At 43.5% G+C, this 22,602-nt stretch carries 21 protein-coding genes; 3 read left to right on the forward strand and 18 right to left on the reverse strand.

All coding sequences use genetic code 11. The annotated features are described in order from the left end of the window. Nucleotides 1–41 precede the first annotated feature (41 nt). Together AC0VYE_RS17750 and AC0VYE_RS17755 are read right to left on the reverse strand one after the other, a co-directional pair. A complete protein-coding gene (locus AC0VYE_RS17750; protein ID WP_475442433.1) occupies nucleotides 42–1,211 on the reverse strand; it encodes a helix-turn-helix domain-containing protein in 1,170 nt (389 codons plus the stop codon). 46 nt (nucleotides 1,212–1,257) lie between these two features. Next, a complete protein-coding gene (locus tag AC0VYE_RS17755; protein ID WP_076265904.1) occupies nucleotides 1,258–1,905 on the reverse strand; it encodes a GntR family transcriptional regulator in 648 nt (215 codons plus the stop codon). 282 nt (nucleotides 1,906–2,187) lie between these two features. Here AC0VYE_RS17755 and AC0VYE_RS17760 point away from each other — a divergent pair, with 282 nt between their 5' ends. Then, a complete protein-coding gene (locus AC0VYE_RS17760; protein WP_475442434.1) occupies nucleotides 2,188–3,375 on the forward strand; it encodes an ROK family protein in 1,188 nt (395 codons plus the stop codon). A 101-nt stretch (nucleotides 3,376–3,476) separates the two neighbouring features. Beyond that, nucleotides 3,477–3,890 (forward strand): hypothetical protein, encoded by a 414-nt coding sequence (locus tag AC0VYE_RS17765; RefSeq protein ID WP_076265902.1) that lies wholly within the window; start codon nucleotides 3,477–3,479, stop codon nucleotides 3,888–3,890. 34 nt (nucleotides 3,891–3,924) lie between these two features. Here the strand turns inward: AC0VYE_RS17765 and AC0VYE_RS17770 are convergent, their stop codons facing one another. The 12 genes from AC0VYE_RS17770 to AC0VYE_RS17825 all read right to left on the reverse strand — a co-directional run bounded on the left by AC0VYE_RS17770 (nucleotide 3,925) and on the right by AC0VYE_RS17825 (nucleotide 18,586). Beyond that, nucleotides 3,925–4,608 (reverse strand): YjjG family noncanonical pyrimidine nucleotidase, encoded by a 684-nt coding sequence (locus AC0VYE_RS17770; protein WP_076265901.1) that lies wholly within the window; start codon nucleotides 4,606–4,608, stop codon nucleotides 3,925–3,927. A 90-nt stretch (nucleotides 4,609–4,698) separates the two neighbouring features. Further along, on the reverse strand, nucleotides 4,699–5,052 hold the full coding sequence (locus AC0VYE_RS17775) for a zinc ribbon domain-containing protein (RefSeq protein WP_475442435.1): 354 nt from the start codon (nucleotides 5,050–5,052) through the stop codon (nucleotides 4,699–4,701). Nucleotides 5,053–5,389: 337 nt separating this feature from the next. Continuing rightward, complete coding sequence (locus AC0VYE_RS17780) at nucleotides 5,390–6,415, reverse strand: acyltransferase family protein (protein ID WP_475442436.1); 1,026 nt, start codon at nucleotides 6,413–6,415, stop codon at nucleotides 5,390–5,392. After that, nucleotides 6,405–7,256 (reverse strand): D-alanyl-D-alanine carboxypeptidase family protein, encoded by an 852-nt coding sequence (locus AC0VYE_RS17785; RefSeq protein ID WP_475442437.1) that lies wholly within the window; start codon nucleotides 7,254–7,256, stop codon nucleotides 6,405–6,407. Before AC0VYE_RS17785 ends, AC0VYE_RS17780 begins: the two co-directional genes overlap by 11 nt. Continuing rightward, the gene (gene alr, locus AC0VYE_RS17790; RefSeq protein WP_475442438.1) at nucleotides 7,208–8,380 is read right to left on the reverse strand and encodes an alanine racemase; all 1,173 of its coding nucleotides are present in this window, start codon (nucleotides 8,378–8,380) and stop codon (nucleotides 7,208–7,210) included. The genes AC0VYE_RS17785 and alr overlap by 49 nt, the downstream gene beginning before the upstream one ends. Before the next feature lie 5 nt (nucleotides 8,381–8,385). Then, nucleotides 8,386–9,462: a D-alanine--D-alanine ligase family protein gene (locus tag AC0VYE_RS17795; protein WP_475442439.1), complete on the reverse strand. Its 1,077-nt coding sequence runs from the start codon at nucleotides 9,460–9,462 to the stop codon at nucleotides 8,386–8,388. 118 nt (nucleotides 9,463–9,580) lie between these two features. After that, nucleotides 9,581–10,789 (reverse strand): VWA domain-containing protein, encoded by a 1,209-nt coding sequence (locus AC0VYE_RS17800; RefSeq protein WP_475442440.1) that lies wholly within the window; start codon nucleotides 10,787–10,789, stop codon nucleotides 9,581–9,583. Between the two features lies 1 nt (nucleotide 10,790). Beyond that, nucleotides 10,791–13,118 carry a DUF5682 family protein gene (locus tag AC0VYE_RS17805; RefSeq protein ID WP_475442441.1) on the reverse strand — a complete coding sequence of 776 codons (2,328 nt, stop codon included), beginning with the start codon at nucleotides 13,116–13,118 and terminating at the stop codon, nucleotides 10,791–10,793. Continuing rightward, on the reverse strand, nucleotides 13,115–14,206 hold the full coding sequence (locus AC0VYE_RS17810; protein ID WP_475442442.1) for an ATP-binding protein: 1,092 nt from the start codon (nucleotides 14,204–14,206) through the stop codon (nucleotides 13,115–13,117). The genes AC0VYE_RS17805 and AC0VYE_RS17810 overlap by 4 nt, the downstream gene beginning before the upstream one ends. Next, entirely contained in the window at nucleotides 14,182–15,990 is a 1,809-nt protein-coding gene (locus tag AC0VYE_RS17815) for a hypothetical protein (RefSeq protein ID WP_475442443.1), read from the reverse strand. Before AC0VYE_RS17815 ends, AC0VYE_RS17810 begins: the two co-directional genes overlap by 25 nt. Nucleotides 15,991–16,011: 21 nt before the next feature. Then, nucleotides 16,012–17,451 (reverse strand): SWIM zinc finger family protein, encoded by a 1,440-nt coding sequence (locus tag AC0VYE_RS17820; RefSeq protein ID WP_475442444.1) that lies wholly within the window; start codon nucleotides 17,449–17,451, stop codon nucleotides 16,012–16,014. Between the two features lie 130 nt (nucleotides 17,452–17,581). Next, nucleotides 17,582–18,586: an aldo/keto reductase gene (locus tag AC0VYE_RS17825; protein WP_475442445.1), complete on the reverse strand. Its 1,005-nt coding sequence runs from the start codon at nucleotides 18,584–18,586 to the stop codon at nucleotides 17,582–17,584. A 184-nt stretch (nucleotides 18,587–18,770) separates the two neighbouring features. On the opposite strand from AC0VYE_RS17825, the gene AC0VYE_RS17830 reads away from it, so the two are divergent. Then, nucleotides 18,771–19,571 carry an AraC family transcriptional regulator gene (locus AC0VYE_RS17830; protein ID WP_475442446.1) on the forward strand — a complete coding sequence of 267 codons (801 nt, stop codon included), beginning with the start codon at nucleotides 18,771–18,773 and terminating at the stop codon, nucleotides 19,569–19,571. 52 nt (nucleotides 19,572–19,623) lie between these two features. On the opposite strand, the gene AC0VYE_RS17835 is transcribed toward AC0VYE_RS17830, so the two are convergent. The 4 genes from AC0VYE_RS17835 to AC0VYE_RS17850 all read right to left on the reverse strand — a co-directional run bounded on the left by AC0VYE_RS17835 (nucleotide 19,624) and on the right by AC0VYE_RS17850 (nucleotide 22,508). Continuing rightward, nucleotides 19,624–20,052 carry a GNAT family N-acetyltransferase gene (locus tag AC0VYE_RS17835; protein WP_076266124.1) on the reverse strand — a complete coding sequence of 143 codons (429 nt, stop codon included), beginning with the start codon at nucleotides 20,050–20,052 and terminating at the stop codon, nucleotides 19,624–19,626. 83 nt (nucleotides 20,053–20,135) lie between these two features. Continuing rightward, nucleotides 20,136–21,212 (reverse strand): HAMP domain-containing sensor histidine kinase, encoded by a 1,077-nt coding sequence (locus AC0VYE_RS17840; protein WP_475442447.1) that lies wholly within the window; start codon nucleotides 21,210–21,212, stop codon nucleotides 20,136–20,138. Next, entirely contained in the window at nucleotides 21,202–21,888 is a 687-nt protein-coding gene (locus AC0VYE_RS17845) for a response regulator (protein ID WP_475449622.1), read from the reverse strand. Before AC0VYE_RS17845 ends, AC0VYE_RS17840 begins: the two co-directional genes overlap by 11 nt. Before the next feature lie 50 nt (nucleotides 21,889–21,938). Further along, a complete protein-coding gene (locus AC0VYE_RS17850; protein ID WP_475442448.1) occupies nucleotides 21,939–22,508 on the reverse strand; it encodes a class I SAM-dependent methyltransferase in 570 nt (189 codons plus the stop codon). Between the last annotated feature and the right edge of the window lie 94 nt (nucleotides 22,509–22,602).

A 22,602-nucleotide genomic window follows, 5' to 3' on the forward strand; every position in this document is an offset into this window, starting at 1 on the left:
GGGTCGCGCCGCCGCTAGAGTCCTTTTTCTATGAGACGCTTTTATTTACCAATCGTTTCCCGGTATTCACTAGGCGAGAGCCCGACCTTTTTCTTAAAGATTTGACTGAAATACCGCGGGTCTTGGTAGCCGACCTTCTCTGCTACCTCATAATTTTTGTAATGGGTGCTCTTTAGCATATCTTTCGCTTTATCCATCCGAATGTCCGTCAAATGTTCGATGAACGTTTTTCCTGTATTCATTTTGAATAGCAGGCTTAAGTAGGTTGGCGTCATATACACTTTCTGTGCCACACTTTGCAAGGATACATATTGGCATTCCTGCTCCATATGATGAATCGTTTTTTTGATAATGCTGCGGTGGCTCTCCTTCTGGTTGTACGAGAACACCTCTTTCAGTCCAATTAAAAAATGAATGACATACTGTTTAATTTCATCCAAAGTCGCAAGCTTCACGATCGACATTACGTCAAACCGCTCATACATGCTAACATGCTCTGTCTCTGATAATACACGTTTTTCTATTCCGACGAGAAGCCTAACGGTCACATCATATACGCTCTGTGTATCAATCGGTCCATGATGAAGCAGCTCGGTATAAAAAAAGTGTACACTTTCTTCAATCTCTGCTGTCGTCTCTGCCGCTTTGTAAACATCAAAAAGCTGCTTCTCCTTATCAGATGGGTATGTCTGCAGCGATTCCGAGCGTCCCAGCTCGCTGAAATAATTGATTTTGCCCGTTCCACTATAAAACTTATACTGCAGCGCTCGCGCAGCCTGCCGATAGGAATGAACAATATCATATAATTGACTGCATGGTTTGCCCACCCCGACATTAAAGGAATGAAGAAATTGCTCTTTAAGCATAGTCTGCATCTTCTCGATAGATTCCTTCGATACCCATGAGAAGAGCATGCCAATTCTGCCCTCCTCATCCACAAATACGACGCTGCCCTCGGTCATTTTTTTTTGCATATAATCCCGAATTTGCTCCAAATAAATGATTTTTTCATGCTCATCTTCAAATGGGATCGTCGGTTCTACCAAAGCCATAACAGGAAAAGTGTAATAGGGATTAAGCTGAAGCCTGGATAAGCTTTCCTTTAAATCCGACTTCATTGCACGGGCATTAGACACCAGGTTCCGCAAGAAACGCTCCCTCATCCACGTAAGAATGACATCTTCTTTAAATAATAACCCCTCGCTTAACATTCTCCATTTCCCCCTCTTGTAAGGTCGACTTGTGAAATGAATGACTTTAATTGAGATGAATCATTTTGTAAGAGTGCATATGCAAAGTAAAGGCTTCTTCTGCTAGTGCAGCGTCGCCAGTGCGCAGAACGTCTACGAGCCGAAGATGCCAATCCGCCAGCTCTTCTGTGGAGTAATGACGATTGGAAATAGCCATGAACCGCATCACTTTGATTCGCATCCGATTCCAAAGATCGAGAATCATATGGTTATCGCAGCGCCTATAAAAAAAGCCATGAAACTCCATATCAAGCTCTAATATGTTCAAAATATCGTTTTGCTCATGAGCGAGATCCATTTGACGAATAAGATCTTCTAAATAGTTAAAATCATTTTCGTTTAGCTGCTTCATAGATTGCCGTACCGCAAAACCTTCTATGATCTCTCTCAGCTCGAAAATATCTTTTATTTCCTTGTCGGTTATGTATGAAACAATTGAGCCTTTGTTGGGGATGCTTGTACTAAACCCTGCTGATTTCAGTCGTTCCAGCGCTTCACGAACCGGTGCTTGGCTGATATTGAATTTCTTTGCAATCTCAAGAACTAACAGCCTAGCTCCCGGCTGCAGCTCGCCTGCTAGAATTTCCTTCTTTAATGCTGTGTAAACCTGATCGCTAATGGAGCTAACCGAAGGAATTGACATGTTCTCAAACATAACATTCACTTCTCCGTTTCCGATTATCGATTATCGATAATCTGCTTTGTAACAAGATTATAGAACTTATTCCCATCTATGACAACCGATTATTTTGTCGAAAACTGACAAATATACTGCGATTTGGTTGTGAATAATCATCTGATCAAAACGAATGGTACATAAGATTAAAATGACTTATAAAATATTTTAAGACTTTATCTAGTCATGCAAATTCCTAGAGCATATAATAGAGATTGATTAATATCCGATATAATTACTTGGACAAATGGAGATTCAAATATGAATGTAAAAGTACCTACAATAAAAAAACAAGTTTTTGATCTCATCATTCGCGATGGACTCGTTTCCAAAGCTGCTTTAATGGCGCGACTAACGATAACATCCACCAGCTTGTCGCGATTGCTGGAGGAACTGCTAACGGATGGTCTAATTCTTGCTTCAGAGCTGGGACGATCTACAGGCGGGCGAAAGCCTATATTGTATCGCGTCAATCCAGATCATCGTGCTGTGTTTGGGCTAGAAATATCCCGCTTCTCCTCCTCTATCGGTTTATATGATTTGAATTTAAAACCGCTCGCGTTTGAACGATGGAAGATGGATGAAAGAATGACGCCAGAAACGCTTGTGGGCAAAATCACACAAATTGCTGAGCGTATGATGAGTGACTTTCACATTGATCGCAACAAAGTGATTGGGATTGGGATTGGCGCTGTTGGCCCTTTGAGCCGTGAAGATGGCGTCATGCTAAAACCCCGTTATTTTCCTGCGCGAGGCTGGATTGATGTTCCCATTTGTGATTGGTTAGAACAACGGCTTGGCATGCCTGCCCTGCTCGATAATGGAGCGAACACAGCTATTATTGGCGAACATTGGGCGCTGCGCAATGAAGAGGTTGAACACATGCTTTATGTTCATGCGGGAGTTGGTCTGCGTACCTCGATGATGTCAGGTGGACAAATCGTTAGAGGCGCAGTAGATATGGAAGGCTCGTTCGGTCAAATGATCATTCAGACTGACGGTCCAAGGCTTGGCGACGAAGGAAATTATGGCGCGCTTGAAGCGCTTGTTTCCATTCCCGCGTTGGAGAAGAAAATACGCTCTCAACTGAAGCTTGGCCGATCAAGCACGTTAATGGGTATTCCGCCAGAGGAAGTTCAATTTGACGCGTTGCGGAAAGCGTATTTGCAAAAAGATGCATTCATTACGGAGCAATTTCTACAAACGGCTACCTATCTCGGCATTGGTATCGCCAATCTCATTAATATTTTGCATCCCGAGGCTGTCATTTTAGGCGGCCCGCTCGTCAATGTCGATAAAACGATTTATGAAACGGTCATTCAAGTAGCGCGGAGCAACATTTATTATTCACAGCAATATGAACCGAAATTTTCGCAAGGACAGCTGACTGAGGATGCCGTTACCGCAGGGGCAGCCATTATGCTGCTGCAGGATTGGGAGCTTAATTAGAAACAAAAAACGATGCTGGCTTTGGCCTGCATCGTTCTTGTTTTTAGGCTATGGCGGGAGAACTAACATCGTACAAATGAAAATTTGAGGTGGGGATTTATTTGCATCCAATAACCATATTTGAAATTGCAGCTTCGATTGGGTTTGTCATGATTATGTTTGTTATTGCATTACTTTTACCCAAGAAGGTTAGAAAACTGAGTTTATGTATGTCTTGTTCATTAACTGTACTTTTGCTATTACTTTTTGTTATTCGTCCCTACTGGATTGATTATCAAGTTTCAAATAAAACAAAACAGCTAAATCTATATTTGGAGGAACGGTACCCTAATCAAGAATGGGAAATTAGTCGACAAGTAGGTAGACAATATAACCCTTATCACTTAAACGTTAATTTTATAAACGAAAAGGGTTGGACATATACCTATTCAGTAGTTAATGAAAAAAACATTTTCCAAAGCTCTTGGATGCCGCCAGAAGGAAAGTTTCCCGATGCAGGGAAACATTACGAATGAAAGATTGATCCAACATTATATGATAACAGCTTTTTTAAAGTAGTTGCAGCAGCTCGTTTAAATGATGAATTTCATACGTTGGATTAATGCTTGTACGATTTGGCTTTCGCTTTGGATTATACCAGCATGTATCGATGCCATAATTGATGCCGCCCTGGATATCAGATGTTAATGAATCACCGACCATAAGCACATTTGACTTATTGATCAGATTCAGCTTCTCGAATGCAAAATCAAAAATTCCGGTTTGCGGCTTTGAAAAACCAGTGTCCTCAGAAACGATAATGTGCTCGAACGAATGAGCTAAAGCAGACCTGCCAATTCGACTATGCTGTGTCTGTTTGATCCCATTTGTGATGATTGCAATGCGATGCCCATTATGAAGAACCTGCTGAATAAGAACATCCGAGCCCTCGATTAAGAAGGAACCCTCTCCCAAGTAATGAACGTAGCGCTCGCTAAAATGCACAGCATCTAGCTCGACTTTAACTTCTGCAAACAGTTTTCTAAATCGCTCATGCCGCAAAAAATCAAGAGTAATCTCACCCTTTTCAAAATCATTCCACAGCTGCTGATTAACTGAGCGATAAAGTTCAATATGTGATTGTAAAAGGTCAACTTGAAACTCCAAGAAAACACTTTTAAGGGCGTGTGCCTCTGCTAAAGAATAATCAAATAAGGTATCGTCCGCATCAAACAAAATAACTTCGTATTTCACTAGAAAATCCTCCTGTTAACCTTTTAAGCATGAATGGATCATAACCTAAATTCTTTGTATGTTTCCATTAAAGCTGAATTTGAAATTGCATCAATTGCGTCGTCTTAATATCGTAGGGTCATATATTTCAACGAATCCGCATTGCATGCAAGAAACAAATAAATAATGTTGATATTGAATGTTTAGAAGCTTGCTTAATCCCGCACCTGTCATAGCCAATTCATTAATATCGCACTCATTATGATTACATTTTGTGCATTTGAATGAATTCGTTATGCTGTTGTTTATATCATACTCATCCAGCTCGAGTTCTGTTTCTTCAAGCTCATTCTCTTGCTCATCAACAAAGGAATCTAAATGCTCATCAAGAACCTCTTGTTTACATTCCGGACAACAATTATGCTCGAGTATAACGCTGTTGCCGCACCAAGGACATTCAATCATGGCGATGCTCCTTCCTATCTAATACGTTCTCAAAACGTAAGCTTAAGGGAACGATCCTTATTTTCTCAACATGTAAACATATTCGTTGCTGCGCTGTCTTTTCCTCTCCTTTCATACAAACACGAAAAAAAAGACAAAACACCACTTTCGATGTTTTGCCTTCTAACGTTACGAATCTTTGGATCGGTTAGCCATATCGATGATCATTACGATAAGCACGAGTAGTTGAATGAGCAGTTCGTTACTCATTGCAATCCCTCCCAGCTGCATGTAATGCTCCTTCGCTGCGGCTTCTCCTCTCGTTCATTTGCTTAACGAACATCTCCCATTACCATATCTATGGTCGAAACTTAAATTTTATGACGGATATTCGTACGGCGAGTGCTGCCATAACGATAGATGCAAGACATACAGCGACAAAATGAATAAGGCTATTTGTGATGAATAAAGCTTCCAGCTTCACGAACTCAGCTGCTCCTCGAACGAGTACGATAGCGATAGGATGCAATATATAAATCCATACTCGCCACTCCCTAAATGCTTTTCCAGACCGGCCTTTCCAGGATAACGCCCAGTGGAACAAGAAGTAGGTTGTTGGCCAAGCAAATACGTACATACTGTCGTGCCGCGGAAATTGTAGAGCTTTCAGAAAGGAAGCTTCGGCTATCATTAGTGCTAACGAAATCAGAAACAAACACGCGTAGTTTATTGGCGTTCTAGCAGGCTGTGGACGTTTTGCTGCCCATATGCCTAATATGAGATAAATCGGTGCATAGAATATACCATTGCGTGTGTAATCAAAAAATTGAAACAGCCATTCATAGAAATGTTTTAGAACAGCTATGTTTTCCGTAATTCCATAATAACTATCTCCGAAGAGTCCTACTATATAGAGCAACAAACCAACAACGAGCAGCATGGAAAGCGACATTTTCTGATGCAAATAATACGTAAGAACAAGTCCAATAATTAGCGCAGGCAGATACCATAGATGATAAAACGTACCATCAAAAACAATATCTCTTATAAAGGAACCAAAGGTAAAATGAGTAGAGAAATCACCTTTGTACATATTCAAAGGAATGTACAACAAGATAGCAATCAAATATAAGATTCCGATTTTCTTTAAATACATGAATAGCGCCTTCTGATCTTTAACTTTATCTCCTGTCAGCTTTCGGAAGAAAAAGAAGCCCGTTGACATAAAAAATATAGGCACCGCTAATCGCGAGATGATTCCGCTGAATAGAAAGTCAAAATATTCGTTATACGAGAGCAATGGACTGGTGTGATTGGCAATAACGAATAGGGCCGCTATAAATTTAAGCCAGTCGAGCCCGCTATAATTGGGTTTAGAGACCATGTGATCTTTGCCCTTTTCCAGTAAAAGCCGTAACGATAAAACCATCCCTATTATTTCCTGATATTCGATATAGATCACCATTTAGGATGGGAACAGTCGTGGAAGGTCCATCCTCTGCCGGCACATAATAAATCTGCACGAGCATGCTATCCGTTTCTACGGTGAGATAATTCCCGCCATAAGTAAATTTTCGGACAAAATCGATGTACTCCTCCAAGCAAAAATCATGCTGCTCCATAATTTCGGCATGAGGATAACCGACATAGCGAAAATGCCATGGCTCACAAGAGATGTTTGTAATAGCCTCTTTTCCTGCTTTGTACCGCTGAATAAAGCCATTTTTTGCAGCAAGCTGCTTGAATGCCATGTAGATGCCGCTATCTGGAAAAGATGGCGCAATAAAGTCGACATGCTCATCTATTTTCCCAACATCGATGGCAAGTCCCGTTTGGTGCTCGCTATGACCAGGCAAAGCCACATAACAAGCGGTATACTCGTCACCATTTTCCACTAGAGAGGTTTCATAGATTTGCTCCTGCTCCTCTCTCGAGCGATAAGCGCTAACTGCAATAATATCATTCATGGCTTGAGATTCATTTAGAAGTATATTGAAATGCTGCAAGCATGTTTTCTCTAGTAACAAACCTTCCTCCAGCAATCTTATGTCAGGATTAGTATGAAGCGGGATCAGCTTGTCGAGTGAAATGGACTGTTTTATAGGGTTGGCTTGATTAACCAATACCAGATGACCTTCATACATTTCTGCACGACTAACTTGAACAGCTGTATGCTTTACATAACCGCTTTCTTGAATGGTTTCAATTTGGTTTTGTTGCCCCAATTCGTCCAAGCCTCCTCTACGTCCTTGTATTTCCTTGTTACTCTAGCTGTTAGCGACGTTGATATTTCCTGTGCTACGCTCCCAATATGGGCGGCTAGCTCTGCAAATGTGATCTCTTCTGCTCCCTGTCGTCCGATTAAAGTCACCTGTGTTCCTTCCGCACAAGGTCCTGGCAGCTTTACCATGAGCTGATCCATACATATTTTGCCGACGACTTTTGCCCGTTGTCCATTGACCAGCACCTCGGAATTTTGCATGCTTTGTGACCAGCCATCTGCATACCCAATCGGAACTGTGCCAATCCATTGCTCTTCTTCTGCCTGATAGGAATTGTCGTATCCTAGGTACTCATCTTTGTGCAGCTTCTTTACTTGTATGAGCTTGCTGTGCAAGCTCATAACAGGCTTGAGCTTCACAGATTGCACAAGCTTTTCTGGATAAAAGCCATACATCGCCGCCCCTATGCGTACCATATCCAATGCAAGATTAGGAAATCGGAGCGCAGCTGCACTTCCCGCACAATGATAATGGCGAATAAGGAGACCTGACTTTTTGCTCCATTCCATCATCTCCATAAAGCGGCTCGTTTGCAGCTCAAGAAATGTCGTATCTGCTTTGCCCGCGGTCGCAAAATGAGTGTAAAATCCATCCACTTCGATATCTTGCGCTTTTAGCCATGGCACAAGCTTGTCCCACTCTTCTATTGATTGAATACCAATTCTCCCGAGCCCCGTATCCACTTTCACATGGATAAGAAGCTTCTTGGAAGATGTAGACGGTTTGTATTTCCTCATTTCCTTAAACCATGTGGCATTTGTAACGGTTAACATCAAATCATTCTCGATGGCTAAGTGTACATATTCAGCGTCGATTGGTGTCAAAATAAGGATAGGCAGCTTTATGCCAAAGGATCTAAGGCGAAGCGCCTCTTCTAAATAAGCAACAGCTAGAACATCAGCGCCTGCTTGTTCAGCCATATGCGCAGCTTCAAGATCGCCATGTCCGTAGCCATTTGCTTTCACAACAGCCATCAGCTTGACATGGTTTGGCAGCGTTTCGCGAATCTGTATAAGATTGTCTTGAATATGATTCAAATGAATGTCAGTCCAAGTATCTCTAAGCATATCGATCACCTCGTGTACTGAATCGATTGTTTTTCAGCATGACGCATGATAGCATAATCAATTAATTTCTCGACAAGCTCCGAATATCGAGTTCCATTCGTCCGCTCCCACATGACCGGATACATGCTGTAATTCGTAAAGCCGGGCAGAGCATTGATTTCATTCAAATACAACTGTCCCTTGCCATCTAAGAAAAAGTCTACCCTTGCAAGACCCGAGCAGTTATGAGTATGGTAAGCTTTGATGGCTAGCTGCCTAATTTGCGACGTGATTTCTTCGGATAGATGTGCTGGAATCGACATTTTTAGCTGCTTATCCATGTATTTGGACTCGAAATCGAAGAAGACATGATCATGGATGAATTCGCCTGGCAGTGAGGCAAGCGGCTTCTCATTACCCATAACAGCCACTTGAATCTCTCTGCCTATTACTTCACGCTCAAGCACAATTTTGTTGTCATACTTAAATGCTTCGGTAATGCCAGCAACCAGCTCTTGTTTGTCGTGGCATCTGCTGATGCCAATGCTTGATCCAAGTGAGGCAGGCTTCACATAACATGGATAACCAATGGTCTCCTCTGCCATTTGAAGTACCTTCGAATGATCTTCCAGCCATTGATCATATCGATAAAAACGATAGTCGACCTGATGAATGCCAGCTTGCGCTAATAGCTGCTTTGAGATGGCTTTGTCCAGTGTAAGCGCTGAGGATAATACACCATTCCCAACATAAGGAACATTAAGCAATTCCAGCAGCCCTTGTACGGTTCCATCCTCTCCATATGAGCCATGCAGCAGCGGCAAGACAACTTTTTTTCCTGGCAATGCCAATTGATTCATTAAAACTTGTCCAATGGACTCGGCTTCACTCCTATGCTTGGGCAAAGCTATAAGATCGGATATTTGAAGTCCTTCTTGATTTAACTTGTCAGGCGTACACCATAGTCCTTCTCGCGTAATATAAATGGGGAATACCTCAAATTTAGAATCATCTATGGATTGAATAACGGTGTATGCTGTTTTTAATGAAACCTCATGCTCGACGGATTTGCCGCCGTATAGGACATAAAGTTTTGTTTGCATAAAAAAAAACCTCCCAAAATCGACTTGTTATCTATTACTAAAGATAACAATCAATCGTTAAGAGGCTTGTAAGTAAAGTTTAATTAAAGCTTAAGATTCCATAAACTGTTTATAAGGTTTATTTGCCCGATGGATCAATTGCGCTAGCAAGCTCCTGCAAATCTCGCCCTTGCAACGCACCAGCGATCAGCTCTGGAAGTCGGTCCGGCGTACAGCCGAAGCATGGAATGCCAAATGTGGACAGCTTCTTAGCAAGCGCAGCGTCATAAGAAGGAACTCCGCTATCCGACAAGGCTAACAAGCAAATTACGCTAACGCCGGATTGCCGCATATTTTCCATCCGCCTGATAAGTGATGCTTGGTTGCCGCCTTCATAGAGATCTGAAATTAGAATAAACAATGTTTTCTTCGGGTCGCTAATAAACTGCTCGCAATATTGAACCGATTTGTTAATGTCTGTGCCGCCGCCGAGCTGAATGCCAAACAACATATCGACTGGATCATTGGCACATTGCTCGCTTAAATCGGCAACTTCAGTATCGAAGGCGACAACATGTGTATCCAAGGCAGGCAAGCTCGCAAAAATAGAACCAATAATAGAAGCATAAATAACCGAATCCGCCATCGAACCGCTCTGATCGATATCGAGAATAACGGTCCATTCCTTACTTCGCCGAGCACGTTCAAAAAAATAAAACCGTTCTGGAATAAGCTTTTGGCTATCCAAATCATAATGCTTCAAATTTCTGCGGATTGTCGTTTTCCAGTCGAGCCCTGTCATCGAAGGCAGCGGTGAATGTTTTCTTCGGTTCAAAGCGCCTGTAACGGCACGCCGTATTTCATGCTCCAAACGAGCTAAAATTTCATCGACAACCTCGCGAACGAGTAATCTTGCTGTTTCTTTTGTTTTCTCGGGGATACGGCCTTTTAACGCAATGAGTGTCGCAACCATCCGAATATCAGGCTTCACCTGACTAAGCGTCTCCGGCTCGAACAACAGCTGTGTCAAGCCCTTCCGCTCAATGGCATCCGCTTGGATGACCGACACAATATCAGATGGAAAGAAGCTGCGAACGTCACCTAGCCATTTGGTTAGTTTGGGCGATGATGCGCCAAGATTAGCTGAACGACCACCGCTGTTTTTGGGTTTGTCCGTCATAATTTCAGTTGATTCATCATAAATGGCTGCAAGAGCTTGGTCCATCAAGCTTTGTTCATTATCGAGCAATTCCTGACCATTCGCCATGTCAGACAGCTTGTCGTTTGCAGAATGTCCCAAAATGAGGCGCCAACGCTTTAATTGTTCGAAATGCTCATTATCGCTCATGTTATAAGTCTCCAAAGTCGAACTCATTGAGCTCATCTATTTTTTGTTGCTCCTCACTGCTCAGTGGGCGCTGCAATACATCGGCTGCCTCTAAGGATCCAAAACCCCATACATCACCTAATAATTGCGCAATCGCGTTTTTTTCTCTAGCTTCGAAGGATGAAAAAGCTCTTCTAAGAAAAACAAGCGATCGTCTGAACTGCTCATCATCAAGCGATCTTGTATATAGGTCGAGCTGTTCCCATAATTGCCTCCGAGACAGCAGCACATAACGATTGCGGAGTGACATGCCTTCAAACCAGCCAGCTCCGATATCAGCAGGTATCCCCGGGGATAATCGTCTCGACACCTCTCGTGCTAACCGTTCATGATCGATTAGGTTGCGCTCAAGCAGCAAAGCGAATGCTAGACCTGACAGTTTAGCATTCCGATCATCGCGATAAGCAAGCTCCTCTAGTTGCTGTACCCATCGCTCGTCATCCACCACCTCAAAGTGCTGCTGTGATACAGCATGCATATCGATGATCGCTGAAGCCATATTTGCCGCGGCATCGTCACTGCAAATCGACGAATCAACAAGGAGCAGCGTACCTCTTAAAAAAAGCTGTTGAAGAAGAGGTACTAACACATCCGTATTTATTTTTCGAACATCGCCAAATTGTACGAGAATAGACAATTCACGAAGTGTCCCTGCGATTTGAGTATAGTCACCAGCTTCTACAGCCAGCTCTTGCAGTGTGCGACGGGCATCTTCCATTGATGCGGGGAGTCCGCATTGCCATGCCGCCTTAACGAGCGCCGCAGCGTCTAATAGGTTAGTGCTCTGCGCTAAAGACTCCTTAATGGAGAAAGCAGCTGCAAGTTCGATCGTCTCCCCTTTCATAATGGACTCAACGATCTCAATCTCGGCTTCTGGCGTCCAGCAGAGCACCCAGTGTTCTGCCCATGTTGCGCTGTCCTGCCTGACTGCGCGTTTCTTAGCAAAGCTAATCGATAGGAGCTGAAGACGCTCAAGAAAAAAAGATCTTCTTAAATCAAGAAAAGCAGCATCCTCGGATTTCACTCTTCTGTTCTCTCGAAGATCCAGCTCAAGGTCAGTTGCTACCGTCGTTTTATATTTTTCCAGCTTCAACGATTTCAAGTTTCGATTCAGATCCTCTTGAATAGGAGTTTGGCTAATTCCGTCGGGTAAAGCACCAATAGCAGTACCAATATTCGTTCTTGCAAGCGCGTCTGCTACAATCGAAAGCTCGCCATATCCAAGACAAGTAATGGCGGCATCTTGAAGATCACGCAGCGTCGGCAATCTTCCTCCGTGCAGGGATGCCAGTGATTCAGCAAGTCTTACTGCTTCGATAACGGAAGCTGCGGAACGGAAATTCCCGCTCTGCCGCATATAACCTGCAATCGTTGCTAGATAAGCGGAAGACAACTTTCCAAGGTCACCACTGACTAAGCATTGCCAAGCAAGCTCAAAATAGGACGGAGCCGCGTTACCCGCTCCATAGCCTGAATGACTGGATAACTTATAATACGAATAGGGCATAAGCGTCAGCTTGGTCTGAATCTTAGGCAACGCTGCTGCTTCTTGCTCAGTCATGCCATCCAATTCCGCTTTGAGTGCTGAAACATGATACGCTCCGGTAACAACTACAATTCGCTCAGCTGGAATGCCTCCTTCTAACGCCTCAGCAATTCGTGCACGCATGTATGCTTCACGAATTTCATTGTGTGCAGCCTCTAGCGGTGTATATATCCGTTCATCCGTCTCAGATAGCTGCCTCATCTCACGTGAAAAAGCATGAATAGCATGGCGGTAGGTATTAGGCTCGCTGCTATGTTCAAACGAACGTTCCCAATAGGTTTCGTAATCGGATTCTCCTGCTGATATAGCCACTTGCTCATAACGGTCATTGATTTGTTCACGATGCGAGCGGGCACCTTCGGCATAATCTTCTTTTTCACTAGCAGCACTTAATTTCAAGTGAAGGCTAACCGATACATTAGAAGGCAAATCAATGAATCTGGCTTCAACGCCATTTCTAGCTGCCCATACGAATGCTTGATACTCAGGGGAATACTCTGCTAACGGAAAAACAAGCGTACGGATTGGTAATTGATCGGTATAGGCTAATATGGCAATGGGCGGTTTTACACCCTTTAATGTGATTTGACTAATGAGCTCCGTTGCATCTGATGGCCCTTCTACAAGTACCAGCTGCGGCTTTACTTCTTGGAGAAAAGTTTTTAAATGAAATGCCCCGGTCGGTGAGAGATGCCGTACGCCGAACAAATGAACGCCGTAATTGGATACGGCAGCCGTACTCACGAACTCAGCTCACGGCAAGCACGATATAGCCTTCGCCACTCGGCTCCCCGTTTTTTCATCACATTTTCCAAATATTCCTTCCACACCGCATCATCTTTTGCTTCATCCTTAACGACAGCTCCAAGCAGACCGGCTGCGAGATCCTCCTCTGCAACCTGCCCATCCCCGAAGCTGCTTGCCAGCGCCATACTATTAATTAGCAAGGATATCGCTTCCGCAGTTGAGATTGCACCACTTGGCTGCTTCAGTTTCTCTTTGCCGTCTAGTGTCATCCCGCTGCGCAGCTCGCGGAAAATGGTCACAACCTTGCGTACAGCTTCCTCTTCAGGAACAGCCTCACCGAGCCGATAATTGGAAGCAATCTCGCTTACCCGTTTGCGCACAATGGCTACTTCCGTATCCAAATCTGATGGTGCCGGCAGCACAACGATGTTGAAACGACGCTTCAAAGCGGCGGACATATCGTTGACCCCGCGGTCACGCGTATTTGCGGTTGCAATAATGGAGAAACCTCTTGCAGCGGGAATGTCTCTGCCTAGCTCAGGTACAGAAATCGTCTTCTCCGATAAAATGGAAATCAAAGCATCCTGTACCTCTGAAGCGCAGCGTGATATTTCTTCAAACCGCGAAATTCCTCCTGCCTCCATTGCACGATAGATCGGGCTTTTGACAAGAGCTTCCTCGGACGGACCATTAGCAAGGAGCATCGCATAATTCCATGAGTATCGTACCTGTTCTTCACTTGTACCAGCGGTTCCTTGAATAACCTTAGATGAATCGCCATGAATGGCCGCCGTCAAATTTTCCGAGAGCCATGACTTTGCAGTTCCCGGCTCACCTATAAGCAATAAGGCTCGGTCAGTAAGCAGTGTCGCAATCGCAATTTCAACGAGTCTTGTGTGACCAATGTATTTTGGCGTAATATCTACCTTGCCAGCACGGCCACCTGTAATAAAAGTTAATACAGCCCGCGGTGACAGCTGCCAGCCTGCCGGTTTCTCCCCACTGTCATGTTTCTTCAGTGCTTCGAGTTCATGTGCATATAACTGCTCTGCAGGCAACCTTAAGATAGTTTGTTTTTGATCCATGCTAGAAATCCCGCTCCTTCTGGTTTCGATTCAAGCTCCGCTGGCTTAGCGGCAATGTGTTCGGCTAGCTGCTTTAATTGGTCGCGAGAGTACTCGCTTGACATCTTATCCGCGATTTGCTGAAGCCTATCCGCAAATTCCCCCGGAAGCATAGCAATTAATAGCTGCAAATCTCGGTCCATATAATAAAAAGATTTTTGCGTAGAAAGCTCCAGTGATGACATTAGCATCTCTGGCGTATCAGTATGTCCGAGCCGGAATAACGTGTACAAAATATGAATTGATCGATGCTTCATCAGTTGCGGCGCTACTTTCGCTTTGTCGACTAAATAATGGATTGCCCTCTCATTAGGGCGTTCCACTAATCGGCATACAAGCTCTTCCTCATTTAATGTGATAAAGCGATCTGCCCATCTCGCATCCCAGCTCCATTGATTTTGATGTTGTGTAAATGCGGCTTGCACAACCGTATGAGGAGTAAGTTCATAAATGGCTTGTATTAGCTCGCGTGCAGCTTTACTCTTTTTCTCTTCTACATAGCCTTCATACCTGTCAAAAACATCTGCAGCGCTTAATACTTGTCGTGCGGCTTTGAAAGAATACGCGATCAAATAGGCGCGGCGATTGCGAAGCTCATGAAGAAACACTAATGCCTCATCATTATTGGAATCTAATAATAGTTGAGCTGCTTGACTCATCATCGGTTCCATTTCTTTGAAAGAAAGGAGATCATTATCTAGCATTTGCATCAGAAATTCTCTAACGGTTTGAACATCTGCTTTGGATTGAAAGCAAGAGATGACGCTGCTGAACTTTTCTTGGAAGCCTGTATCTTGTTTAGCTGAAACGACATGTTGAGCCAGCTCTAAACCATAAACCAGTAATTGCTCGGTTAATGCAGGAAGCTCACACGCTTGAATGGGAGCAATGGCGATGTCTGTATCTTTTTTCTTTAGTGATTCCATGAAACGGTCAACGACTTGTGTAGAATCGAAGCGGGACAATGCCATTAAAGCTGCGCTGCGAATCTCTTTTTTTCGATCATGCGACAGATCAAGCAAATGTTCCTCGAAGCTAGGCAAACCAGCCGTAAGTGAAATTGCAGCTATACGTACCGGCAATCCTCCATCCTTCTGCGCTGCCAGTAGAGTTGGCCATAGTTCCTTCTCGTCATTCGCCAGCTTATAAAGGCATACGAGCATTCTCGCGTCGCCGCTGCCTCCCTGCATATCGAATTCCGAATGCAGAATTGGCAAGGCAGCTGAACCAAGAAGCGGGATGACATGATCTGCGACATATTCAGCGATTTCAGAATAGCTGTCTCTCAAAGCGTTGACGGCTGGTGCGAATGTTCTTACATCGTGGAACAGTCCTGCCTCAACCCCTTGTTTAATGGCTTCGAGCCGGTTGGGGCCGCGAAGCATCAGCGAATCAATGAGCGGCTTAAGTTTTCGATAAGGGACCGTCGTGACTGTTTGGTTATTTGCTGCTTCTATTCCAACGGGTAGCAGCTCACCAGGCGCTTCAATAGAGCTTTGTGTATGCAGGACCGCTTGCAGCAATACCGTTAAATCCAGCAGCTTGTCAGCCGCATTCTCTGGCTCAGCCCTCGTAACGCTATCCACTTCTTCTGCAATTCGTTTGAAAATGGGTGCCTTTTCACCAAATTGCTGCAGCTGTGGGAGCGATCGTTTCAAACGCGCATCATCTGCCGCCATGCCCGCACCTGCTATAACTAAACGGCGAACATCTTCATACAAATCTCGCAATAATGGAATACTCATATTTTGCTCCTTCGTCAACCATTAATAGAATAAGCGGATCATTTCTTGTTCGGTAATTAGAGCCAAAGGCTGTGCCAGCAGCCTTCCTTCTGCGAGACGATCCTCGAACATGACGAGTACCGCCACATTTGCAAGCAGCTCTTTATCTAAATTACGGAGTAATGGCAATGTAGGATGATTTAGCTTGGAGATTGCATCAAGTGGAAGCCTAGCTCCTTGCTCATCAACTAGAACATATCCGCCTTCCGAATTTGCCACCTGAGCAGCATGAAGCAGCATAACCGGGTTGCGGTCTGCTAATGGATTTTTGAGTTGGTTTTTCACCGTTTTTACTGCCGATGAATAGGATCGCTCTGCATAAGAACGAATAACAACACGATCACTTGGAATCGATTCACGCATGGTCATCTCTTCCCAGCGAACCCTTTTATTCAAATCGCCTGGATAAGCGAATAACTCCTTCGTTTGGACGACCATAAAGCAGCTATCCTCTTCCTTCATATGTTTGGCTGCTCGGAAAGGCCGATAGCTGCGTGTGACAACGATTTCTCCATCTTTAAGCTGCATCCAAAATCCTTCATCTACATGTTCACCGCGTGCTTCGTCGGAATAGGAGCGGAAAGAAAGCTGTACAAGCTCAGCTGCTTCACGGAGAAGTCCATGCTCACGCAGCTCAGCTAACTGCCATGCATGACCAATTTTTTCTTCAAGAGGGCTTGAAATATCCATTGGAATGCTTGAATCTTCCATTCGCGCCTTCAAATAATCCCTGCTGCGCTTAATTAAAGCATGCATAGCAGCAAGCTGTTCACAAACCTCGGAGTAAATCGTCTCCGGATTATCACTTGAGCCTACTAAAACCAATATCTCTCGAAATGCAGCTTGGAGCCCTGGTACGTAGTGATTGCCAAGCTGTTTTGCTTGCTCCTCATACATGTGAAGAGAGCGTTTATCCAACGAAGCTAAACCGCTTTGCACGATTTGCTGCACAAGCTTGTGAACGAGCTCGACCCCTTCAAGCTGCGAAGCGAGTTTCTTGATAAGAGCGTTTTTGTTAACCTTGCGTTTAGTCTCTGTACCTGCTGGAATCGCGGCAGCTTCCTTCTTTTTCTCTTCACGCTTGTCCGCTTTCTCGCGCTTATCTGCAATATCCGCAGGTATCTCTTCCGTTGAAAAAGCCTTTCCTCCAGCATATGCATACAGAAGTCCTAATATATGTTTGCATGGAAATTGACGGCTTGGACAGGAGCAGCGAAATACAGGTTGTTCGGCTTTTACGAAGTCAACGGAGCAGCTGTAGGGCTCTTTGCCGCTGCCCTTACATTCCCCAAATAACAACAATCCGTCTTCCGTACGGCATAACTTCTGGAAGCTGTTTTTGCGTACGAGATCGTTACCGTTTTTGATTGCTCCCGCATTGGGCGCCATTGCATCGATGAAAGCTTCAGTAAGATGGGTCATAGTTTCCCTCACTCGTTAGGTTTGATTTCATTCGTTTATTTCCACAAAACACGTATCATTTCCTGCTTTTGGGGTCATTTACAGTGTTTAAAACAAAGAAAAACCCAGGCGTATGCGCCTGGGCTGGGTATTACCATGGAATATCTCCAATATTGTGCATAATAGCATCGACTTCAACTAGTTCCTCAGCTGTCAGTGGAGCACTCTCTAGTGCCTTTACATTCTCTTCAATCTGGCTTACGCGGCTGACACCGATCAAAGCAGATGTGACTCCACCTTCGCGCAGTGCCCAAGTCAGTGCCAATTGGGATAAGGTTTGTCCTCTTCTTGCCGCTAGCTGCTCTAGGCTGCGGAATTTTTGAACCCGCTCTGCCGTGATCGCTTCTGGTTTCATCGTGCTGGAAGCTGCACTCGATTCCGCTTCGATTTTATCGACATATTTATTCGTCAGCTGTCCTCTTCCAAGCGGGCAATAAGCGATCGAGCCTATGCCATTCTCAGAAAGTACATCCTGCAAACCATCTTCAATCCAACGGTTCAGCATGGAGTAATTCGGCTGATGAATCAAGCAAGGCGTCCCTAGCTGCTTCAAAATTTTCACAGCAGCGCTTGTCTGCTCCGCACTGTAGTTGGATAAACCAACATACAAGGCTTTGCCCTGTCTTACCGCATGATCTAACGCGCCCATTGTTTCCTCAAGCGGCGTTTCTGGATCAGGACGATGGGAATAAAATATATCGACATAATCAAGTCCCATTCTCGTTAAGCTGCGATCCAAGCTGGAAAGCAAATTTTTGCGTGAGCCCCATTCGCCGTATGGACCTTCCCACATGTAATAGCCCGCTTTTGTAGAAATTAGAAGCTCATCGCGATAGGGAGCCAAATCCTTCTTATATACAGCTCCGAACGTTTCTTCGGCAGAGCCGGCTGGCGGTCCATAGTTGTTCGCAAGGTCAAAATGATTAATGCCAAGATCGAACGCTTTTAACAGCATCGCACGTGAATTTTCAAGCGGTTGATTGCCGCCAAAATTTTGCCATAGACCAAGGGATATCGCAGGCAGCTTAATTCCACTTTTGCCAGCGCGTTTATACAACATATCGGAATAACGTGATGAATCAGCAGCATAAGGCATTTATCATATTCCCCTTTGTTTTTAGAATGATTTCTTTGGTTGAAACATGCTATAATGATTACTTGCTAACGTCATTGCTTTTAAAGTATAGCTTAATGCTGCTGCAATAAGGAATGTCCACATGCAAGTCATATATGTCATAATGTAATATGTTAGTGACCTACAATCAAGGAAGTGACAACGAATGTGCGAGCATTATGATCTGGTCTATTATTATCACGGGAAGCAGTTCTGCGAAGCTGGATATAGCTGGGGACCCGGCGTTAAGGATCATTACAAAATTTTATTTATTCATGAAGGCAAAGGCACCTATCAGATTAACGGAAAAACATATGACTTAAAAAAAGGACAAGGCTTTATGGTATTTCCGAATACGATATGCCATATGAAGGCGGATCTTCAAGATCCGTGGGTCTATTCGTGGATTGCTTTTCAAGGAACATGTGTTGACGGATTACTTGAACAGGTCCACTTAAGCAAAACGGCACCTTCATTCTCGTATGCTCCAGCAAATTGGTTTGAGCCTTGGTTAGAACAGTTTAATGATGCAGGGGAACTTGAGAAAAACAGCAGTCTTGTCGTTCATAGCCTGCTCTATCGCCTTATTTCGGATTGGATCGATATGCTAACTGCCCCTAATCAAATCGGTTATTTGCCTAAAGCAAAGGATGTTTATGTTCGCAAAGCGATCGATTATATCAAAATGAATTACTACACCAAAGTAAGCATTACTGAGCTGGCCAAACTCATTGGTATAGACCGCATATACTTATCCGCCTTATTTAAGGAAGTTGTAAATCAATCGCCGCAAACCTACTTATTGCATTATCGAATGGATAAAGCTTGTGATCTCATGAACAATCAACAGCTTTCGGTATCTGATATTTCCCACTCCGTCGGCTACAGCGACCCTCTTCTCTTCTCGAAAATGTTCAAAAAAGTGAAAGGGATATCTCCCAGTCATTATCGCAAAGAAATTGTCTAATTTCTCTAAAAAAAGAGAGCCTGCATAAGCAGACTCTCTTCATCATTATTATTTAATGTGATAAATCTTTAACCATCTTAACATGTGGAATATTCTCTTCCATAAAGACGGTGGATGCTACCTCATAACCTTGCTTCTCATAAAAAGCTGCTGCTTGAACTTGTCCATGCAGCTTCGCTTTCTTAAGCCCTTTTTCACGCGCGATCAACTCAAGCTCATCCATGATTGCTTTGCCGAGTTTATGCATGCGGTGTGAAGCTAATACGCAAATCCGCTCTATTTTTGCCATATCATCGACGATCCGCACTCTGCCTGTTCCAACAGGTACATTCTCGTAATATACAAGAACATGATCAGCGATTGCATCGTATTCATCAAGCTCTACTTCCTCCGCAACGCCTTGCTCTTTGACGAAGACTGTTTTTCGAATCAGGTACGCTTCTTCCATTTGCTCATCTGTCGTTACACGTTTTGTTTCCATCTTTCTCTTTCCTTCCATAAAGAAATCTCTATAAAACTGCGACTATTCAGCCTCTATGTTTTATTATAATGCTAATTTGCTAATTAGCCAAAACTTATCGGCATTTCAATCCGAAAAATATAATGGCCGTTGTCATGAATAACGCCAATCTCTCCTCCATGCATCTCTACTATTTGTTTGGCAATGGTAAGTCCAAGACCTGTACCAGCTGGCATTGAGCTGCGAATATCATTCGACTCCCGCTTGAAAAAACGATCAAACAATTGCGCTTCCTCTTGAGGATTAATCGGTACTCCTTCATTTTCAATGGTTAACCGAAATATATCGTTCGAGGCAGTTGCTTTTACCGTCATCACACTCGGTTTGATCGAATATTTGAGCGCATTGATTAAAAGATTGTCAATAGCTCTGACTATTTTCTGCGTATCACTCTCTACACATATCGGTCTTGCACAAAAGCTTTTCACCACAATGATTCCCTGCTCGGCAGCAACAGGCTCAAATTCAATAATAAGCTGCTCTACTAGTTTGTTGATATCTACGGATTGCTTAATGAAGTTGTGATCTCCGCCAGTCAGTCGTGTATATTCAAACAAATCATCGATCAATTTCTTAAGCTGCTGCGTCTTGTGGAAAGCATTGTCTATAAATCGCTCTTGCTCACTTGGATCTTGAAAGGCATGTGATTTCAATAAATCTAAATATCCGATAATGCTCGTAAGCGGAGTCCGCAAATCATGCGAAACATGTGTGATTAGCTCCATCTTCGACTGTTCGAGCATTCGTTCTCGCTCTAGCTGCGTTTGCAGCTGCTGAGCCATATGGTTAATATTTTGAGCAACGATACCCAGTTGATCCTGCCTTGTTAACGGAACGCGGTATTCCAAATCCCCACCAGCTATTTTGATTAGCCCATACGTTATTTCTTTGAAATAACTGACCACGCCACGCGTAAAAACAAAGAAGAAAAAAATAAATATACCGAAAAATAAAGGCAACGATATGAAATTATTGAGTATAAACCCAAACTGTGTTCGAGTAAAATGATCCATTCCTACAATAAAGAGCACGGCGATGAAAAAGCTAAGGACTGGCACCCACAGCATTAGTCCACGAATACTGCGCAGTCCCATTAGCATACTGCTCACATTATTTTTCAATCTTATAGCCCACTCCCCATACCGTTTTTATATATCTCGGTTCTCTTGGGTTATCTTCTATTTTTTCTCGAATATTGCGGATATGAACCATGACCGTATTTTCAGAGTAAAAGGCGGATTGATCCTTCCATACGTTCTGATAAATTTTATCGATATTGAAGACCTGTCCCCTGTACGATGCGAGCAGCAGCAATATTGCAAATTCGATAGGTGTTAGCGCTATTTCTTGGCCTTTTACTGTAACCAAATGCTGATCCTTATTGATGATAAGCGCATCTATCGTAATTTCGTTTGATGCACTCGCCGCTTGAACCGTCAAGCTTTGCCTTCGCAGCTGTGCTTTGACTCGCGCCAGCAGCTCCAATGGATTAAAAGGTTTTGTAACATAATCATCAGCCCCTGTGGATAGGCCTGTAATTTTATCGATATCTTCGCCCTTTGCAGAAAGCATAATAATGGGGACATCGTGTTCCTCTCTAATTTTGAGGCAAGCTTTAATCCCATCCCATTTGGGCATCATAACGTCCAGAATAATCAAATGGACGGGTTCGCGGTTGATAACCTCTACTGCATGCTGTCCATCGACCGCCTCCACTACACGATATCCTTCATTCCTTAAATAAATGTGAAGTATATCACGAATTTCCGGATCATCGTCAACAACCAAAATCGTCATGCTCACTTGTTTGCCTCCTTTAATGAAGTTTTGCGACATGCTTATAAAGGCTATTTTTTTCTACAAACGTAGACGCAAGCAGGCGGAACATTGATAGGTACAAAAATAATCTTTTCAATATGAAAATGTAAACTTAATTGCTTCTTCATTTGCTGCGAATACTGAAAGGCAACAAACCATCCATCATCCTTTAAGGAGTTTACTATTTGCGTGATCAGTATATCTCTCAGTGTCTGATGGAAATTAAAAAAAGGCAAGCCGCTAATGATACAGTCCAATTGCTCAATTCCTTCTTGCTGTAAGGCTGTTTGCAAGTTTGTCGTGTTCTCATAACATGCATAATTTGGGTAATTTTCTTCCAATGTTTTTAACATATACGGATCTGTCTCAAAAAGCAAAACTTTCGTTTGCTTGTGAGCAGCTTCCTGAATATGCTTTGTTATCGCACCCGTGCCAGCACCAAGCTCCGCTGCCGCTAGTACCTCATGCCATGGGACGCACTCGACCATCTTTTGGGCCAAATACTTGGAGCTCGGCATGACACTGCCGATTTCCCTAGGCTTATATAAAAACTTATACAGAAACAAACATTTTTCCTTTAACGATTGTTTTATTCCCATGATTGTTGGTCACTCCCTCGCTTCTTTTCCTCATGCTAACAAGAAATTGTGCGGATAAAGCGAGGATAATTATGAATTTATTCTGAAGAGCAAT

The organism is Pristimantibacillus sp. Z349TD_6 (assembly GCF_056173205.1).

What these genes read in the sequence shown, in the direction of transcription:
- AC0VYE_RS17750 (WP_475442433.1), bottom strand. Translation starts at nt 1,211, where the DNA reads ATGTTAAGCGAGGGGTTATTATTTAAAGAAGATGTCATTCTTACGTGG.
- AC0VYE_RS17815 (WP_475442443.1), bottom strand. Translation starts at nt 15,990, where the DNA reads ATGAGTATTCCATTATTGCGAGATTTGTATGAAGATGTTCGCCGTTTA.
- AC0VYE_RS17820 (WP_475442444.1), bottom strand. Translation starts at nt 17,451, where the DNA reads ATGACCCATCTTACTGAAGCTTTCATCGATGCAATGGCGCCCAATGCG.
- AC0VYE_RS17845 (WP_475449622.1), bottom strand. Translation starts at nt 21,888, where the DNA reads ATGACGATTTTGGTTGTTGACGATGATCCGGAAATTCGTGATATACTT.
- AC0VYE_RS17850 (WP_475442448.1), bottom strand. Translation starts at nt 22,508, where the DNA reads ATGGGAATAAAACAATCGTTAAAGGAAAAATGTTTGTTTCTGTATAAG.
- AC0VYE_RS17780 (WP_475442436.1), bottom strand. Translation starts at nt 6,415, where the DNA reads ATGGTCTCTAAACCCAATTATAGCGGGCTCGACTGGCTTAAATTTATA.
- AC0VYE_RS17800 (WP_475442440.1), bottom strand. Translation starts at nt 10,789, where the DNA reads ATGAGCGATAATGAGCATTTCGAACAATTAAAGCGTTGGCGCCTCATT.
- AC0VYE_RS17760 (WP_475442434.1), top strand. Translation starts at nt 2,188, where the DNA reads ATGAATGTAAAAGTACCTACAATAAAAAAACAAGTTTTTGATCTCATC.
- AC0VYE_RS17775 (WP_475442435.1), bottom strand. Translation starts at nt 5,052, where the DNA reads ATGATTGAATGTCCTTGGTGCGGCAACAGCGTTATACTCGAGCATAAT.
- AC0VYE_RS17795 (WP_475442439.1), bottom strand. Translation starts at nt 9,462, where the DNA reads ATGCAAACAAAACTTTATGTCCTATACGGCGGCAAATCCGTCGAGCAT.
- AC0VYE_RS17835 (WP_076266124.1), bottom strand. Translation starts at nt 20,052, where the DNA reads ATGGAAACAAAACGTGTAACGACAGATGAGCAAATGGAAGAAGCGTAC.
- AC0VYE_RS17830 (WP_475442446.1), top strand. Translation starts at nt 18,771, where the DNA reads ATGTGCGAGCATTATGATCTGGTCTATTATTATCACGGGAAGCAGTTC.
- alr (WP_475442438.1), bottom strand. Translation starts at nt 8,380, where the DNA reads ATGCTTAGAGATACTTGGACTGACATTCATTTGAATCATATTCAAGAC.
- AC0VYE_RS17810 (WP_475442442.1), bottom strand. Translation starts at nt 14,206, where the DNA reads ATGGATCAAAAACAAACTATCTTAAGGTTGCCTGCAGAGCAGTTATAT.
- AC0VYE_RS17825 (WP_475442445.1), bottom strand. Translation starts at nt 18,586, where the DNA reads ATGCCTTATGCTGCTGATTCATCACGTTATTCCGATATGTTGTATAAA.
- AC0VYE_RS17755 (WP_076265904.1), bottom strand. Translation starts at nt 1,905, where the DNA reads ATGTTTGAGAACATGTCAATTCCTTCGGTTAGCTCCATTAGCGATCAG.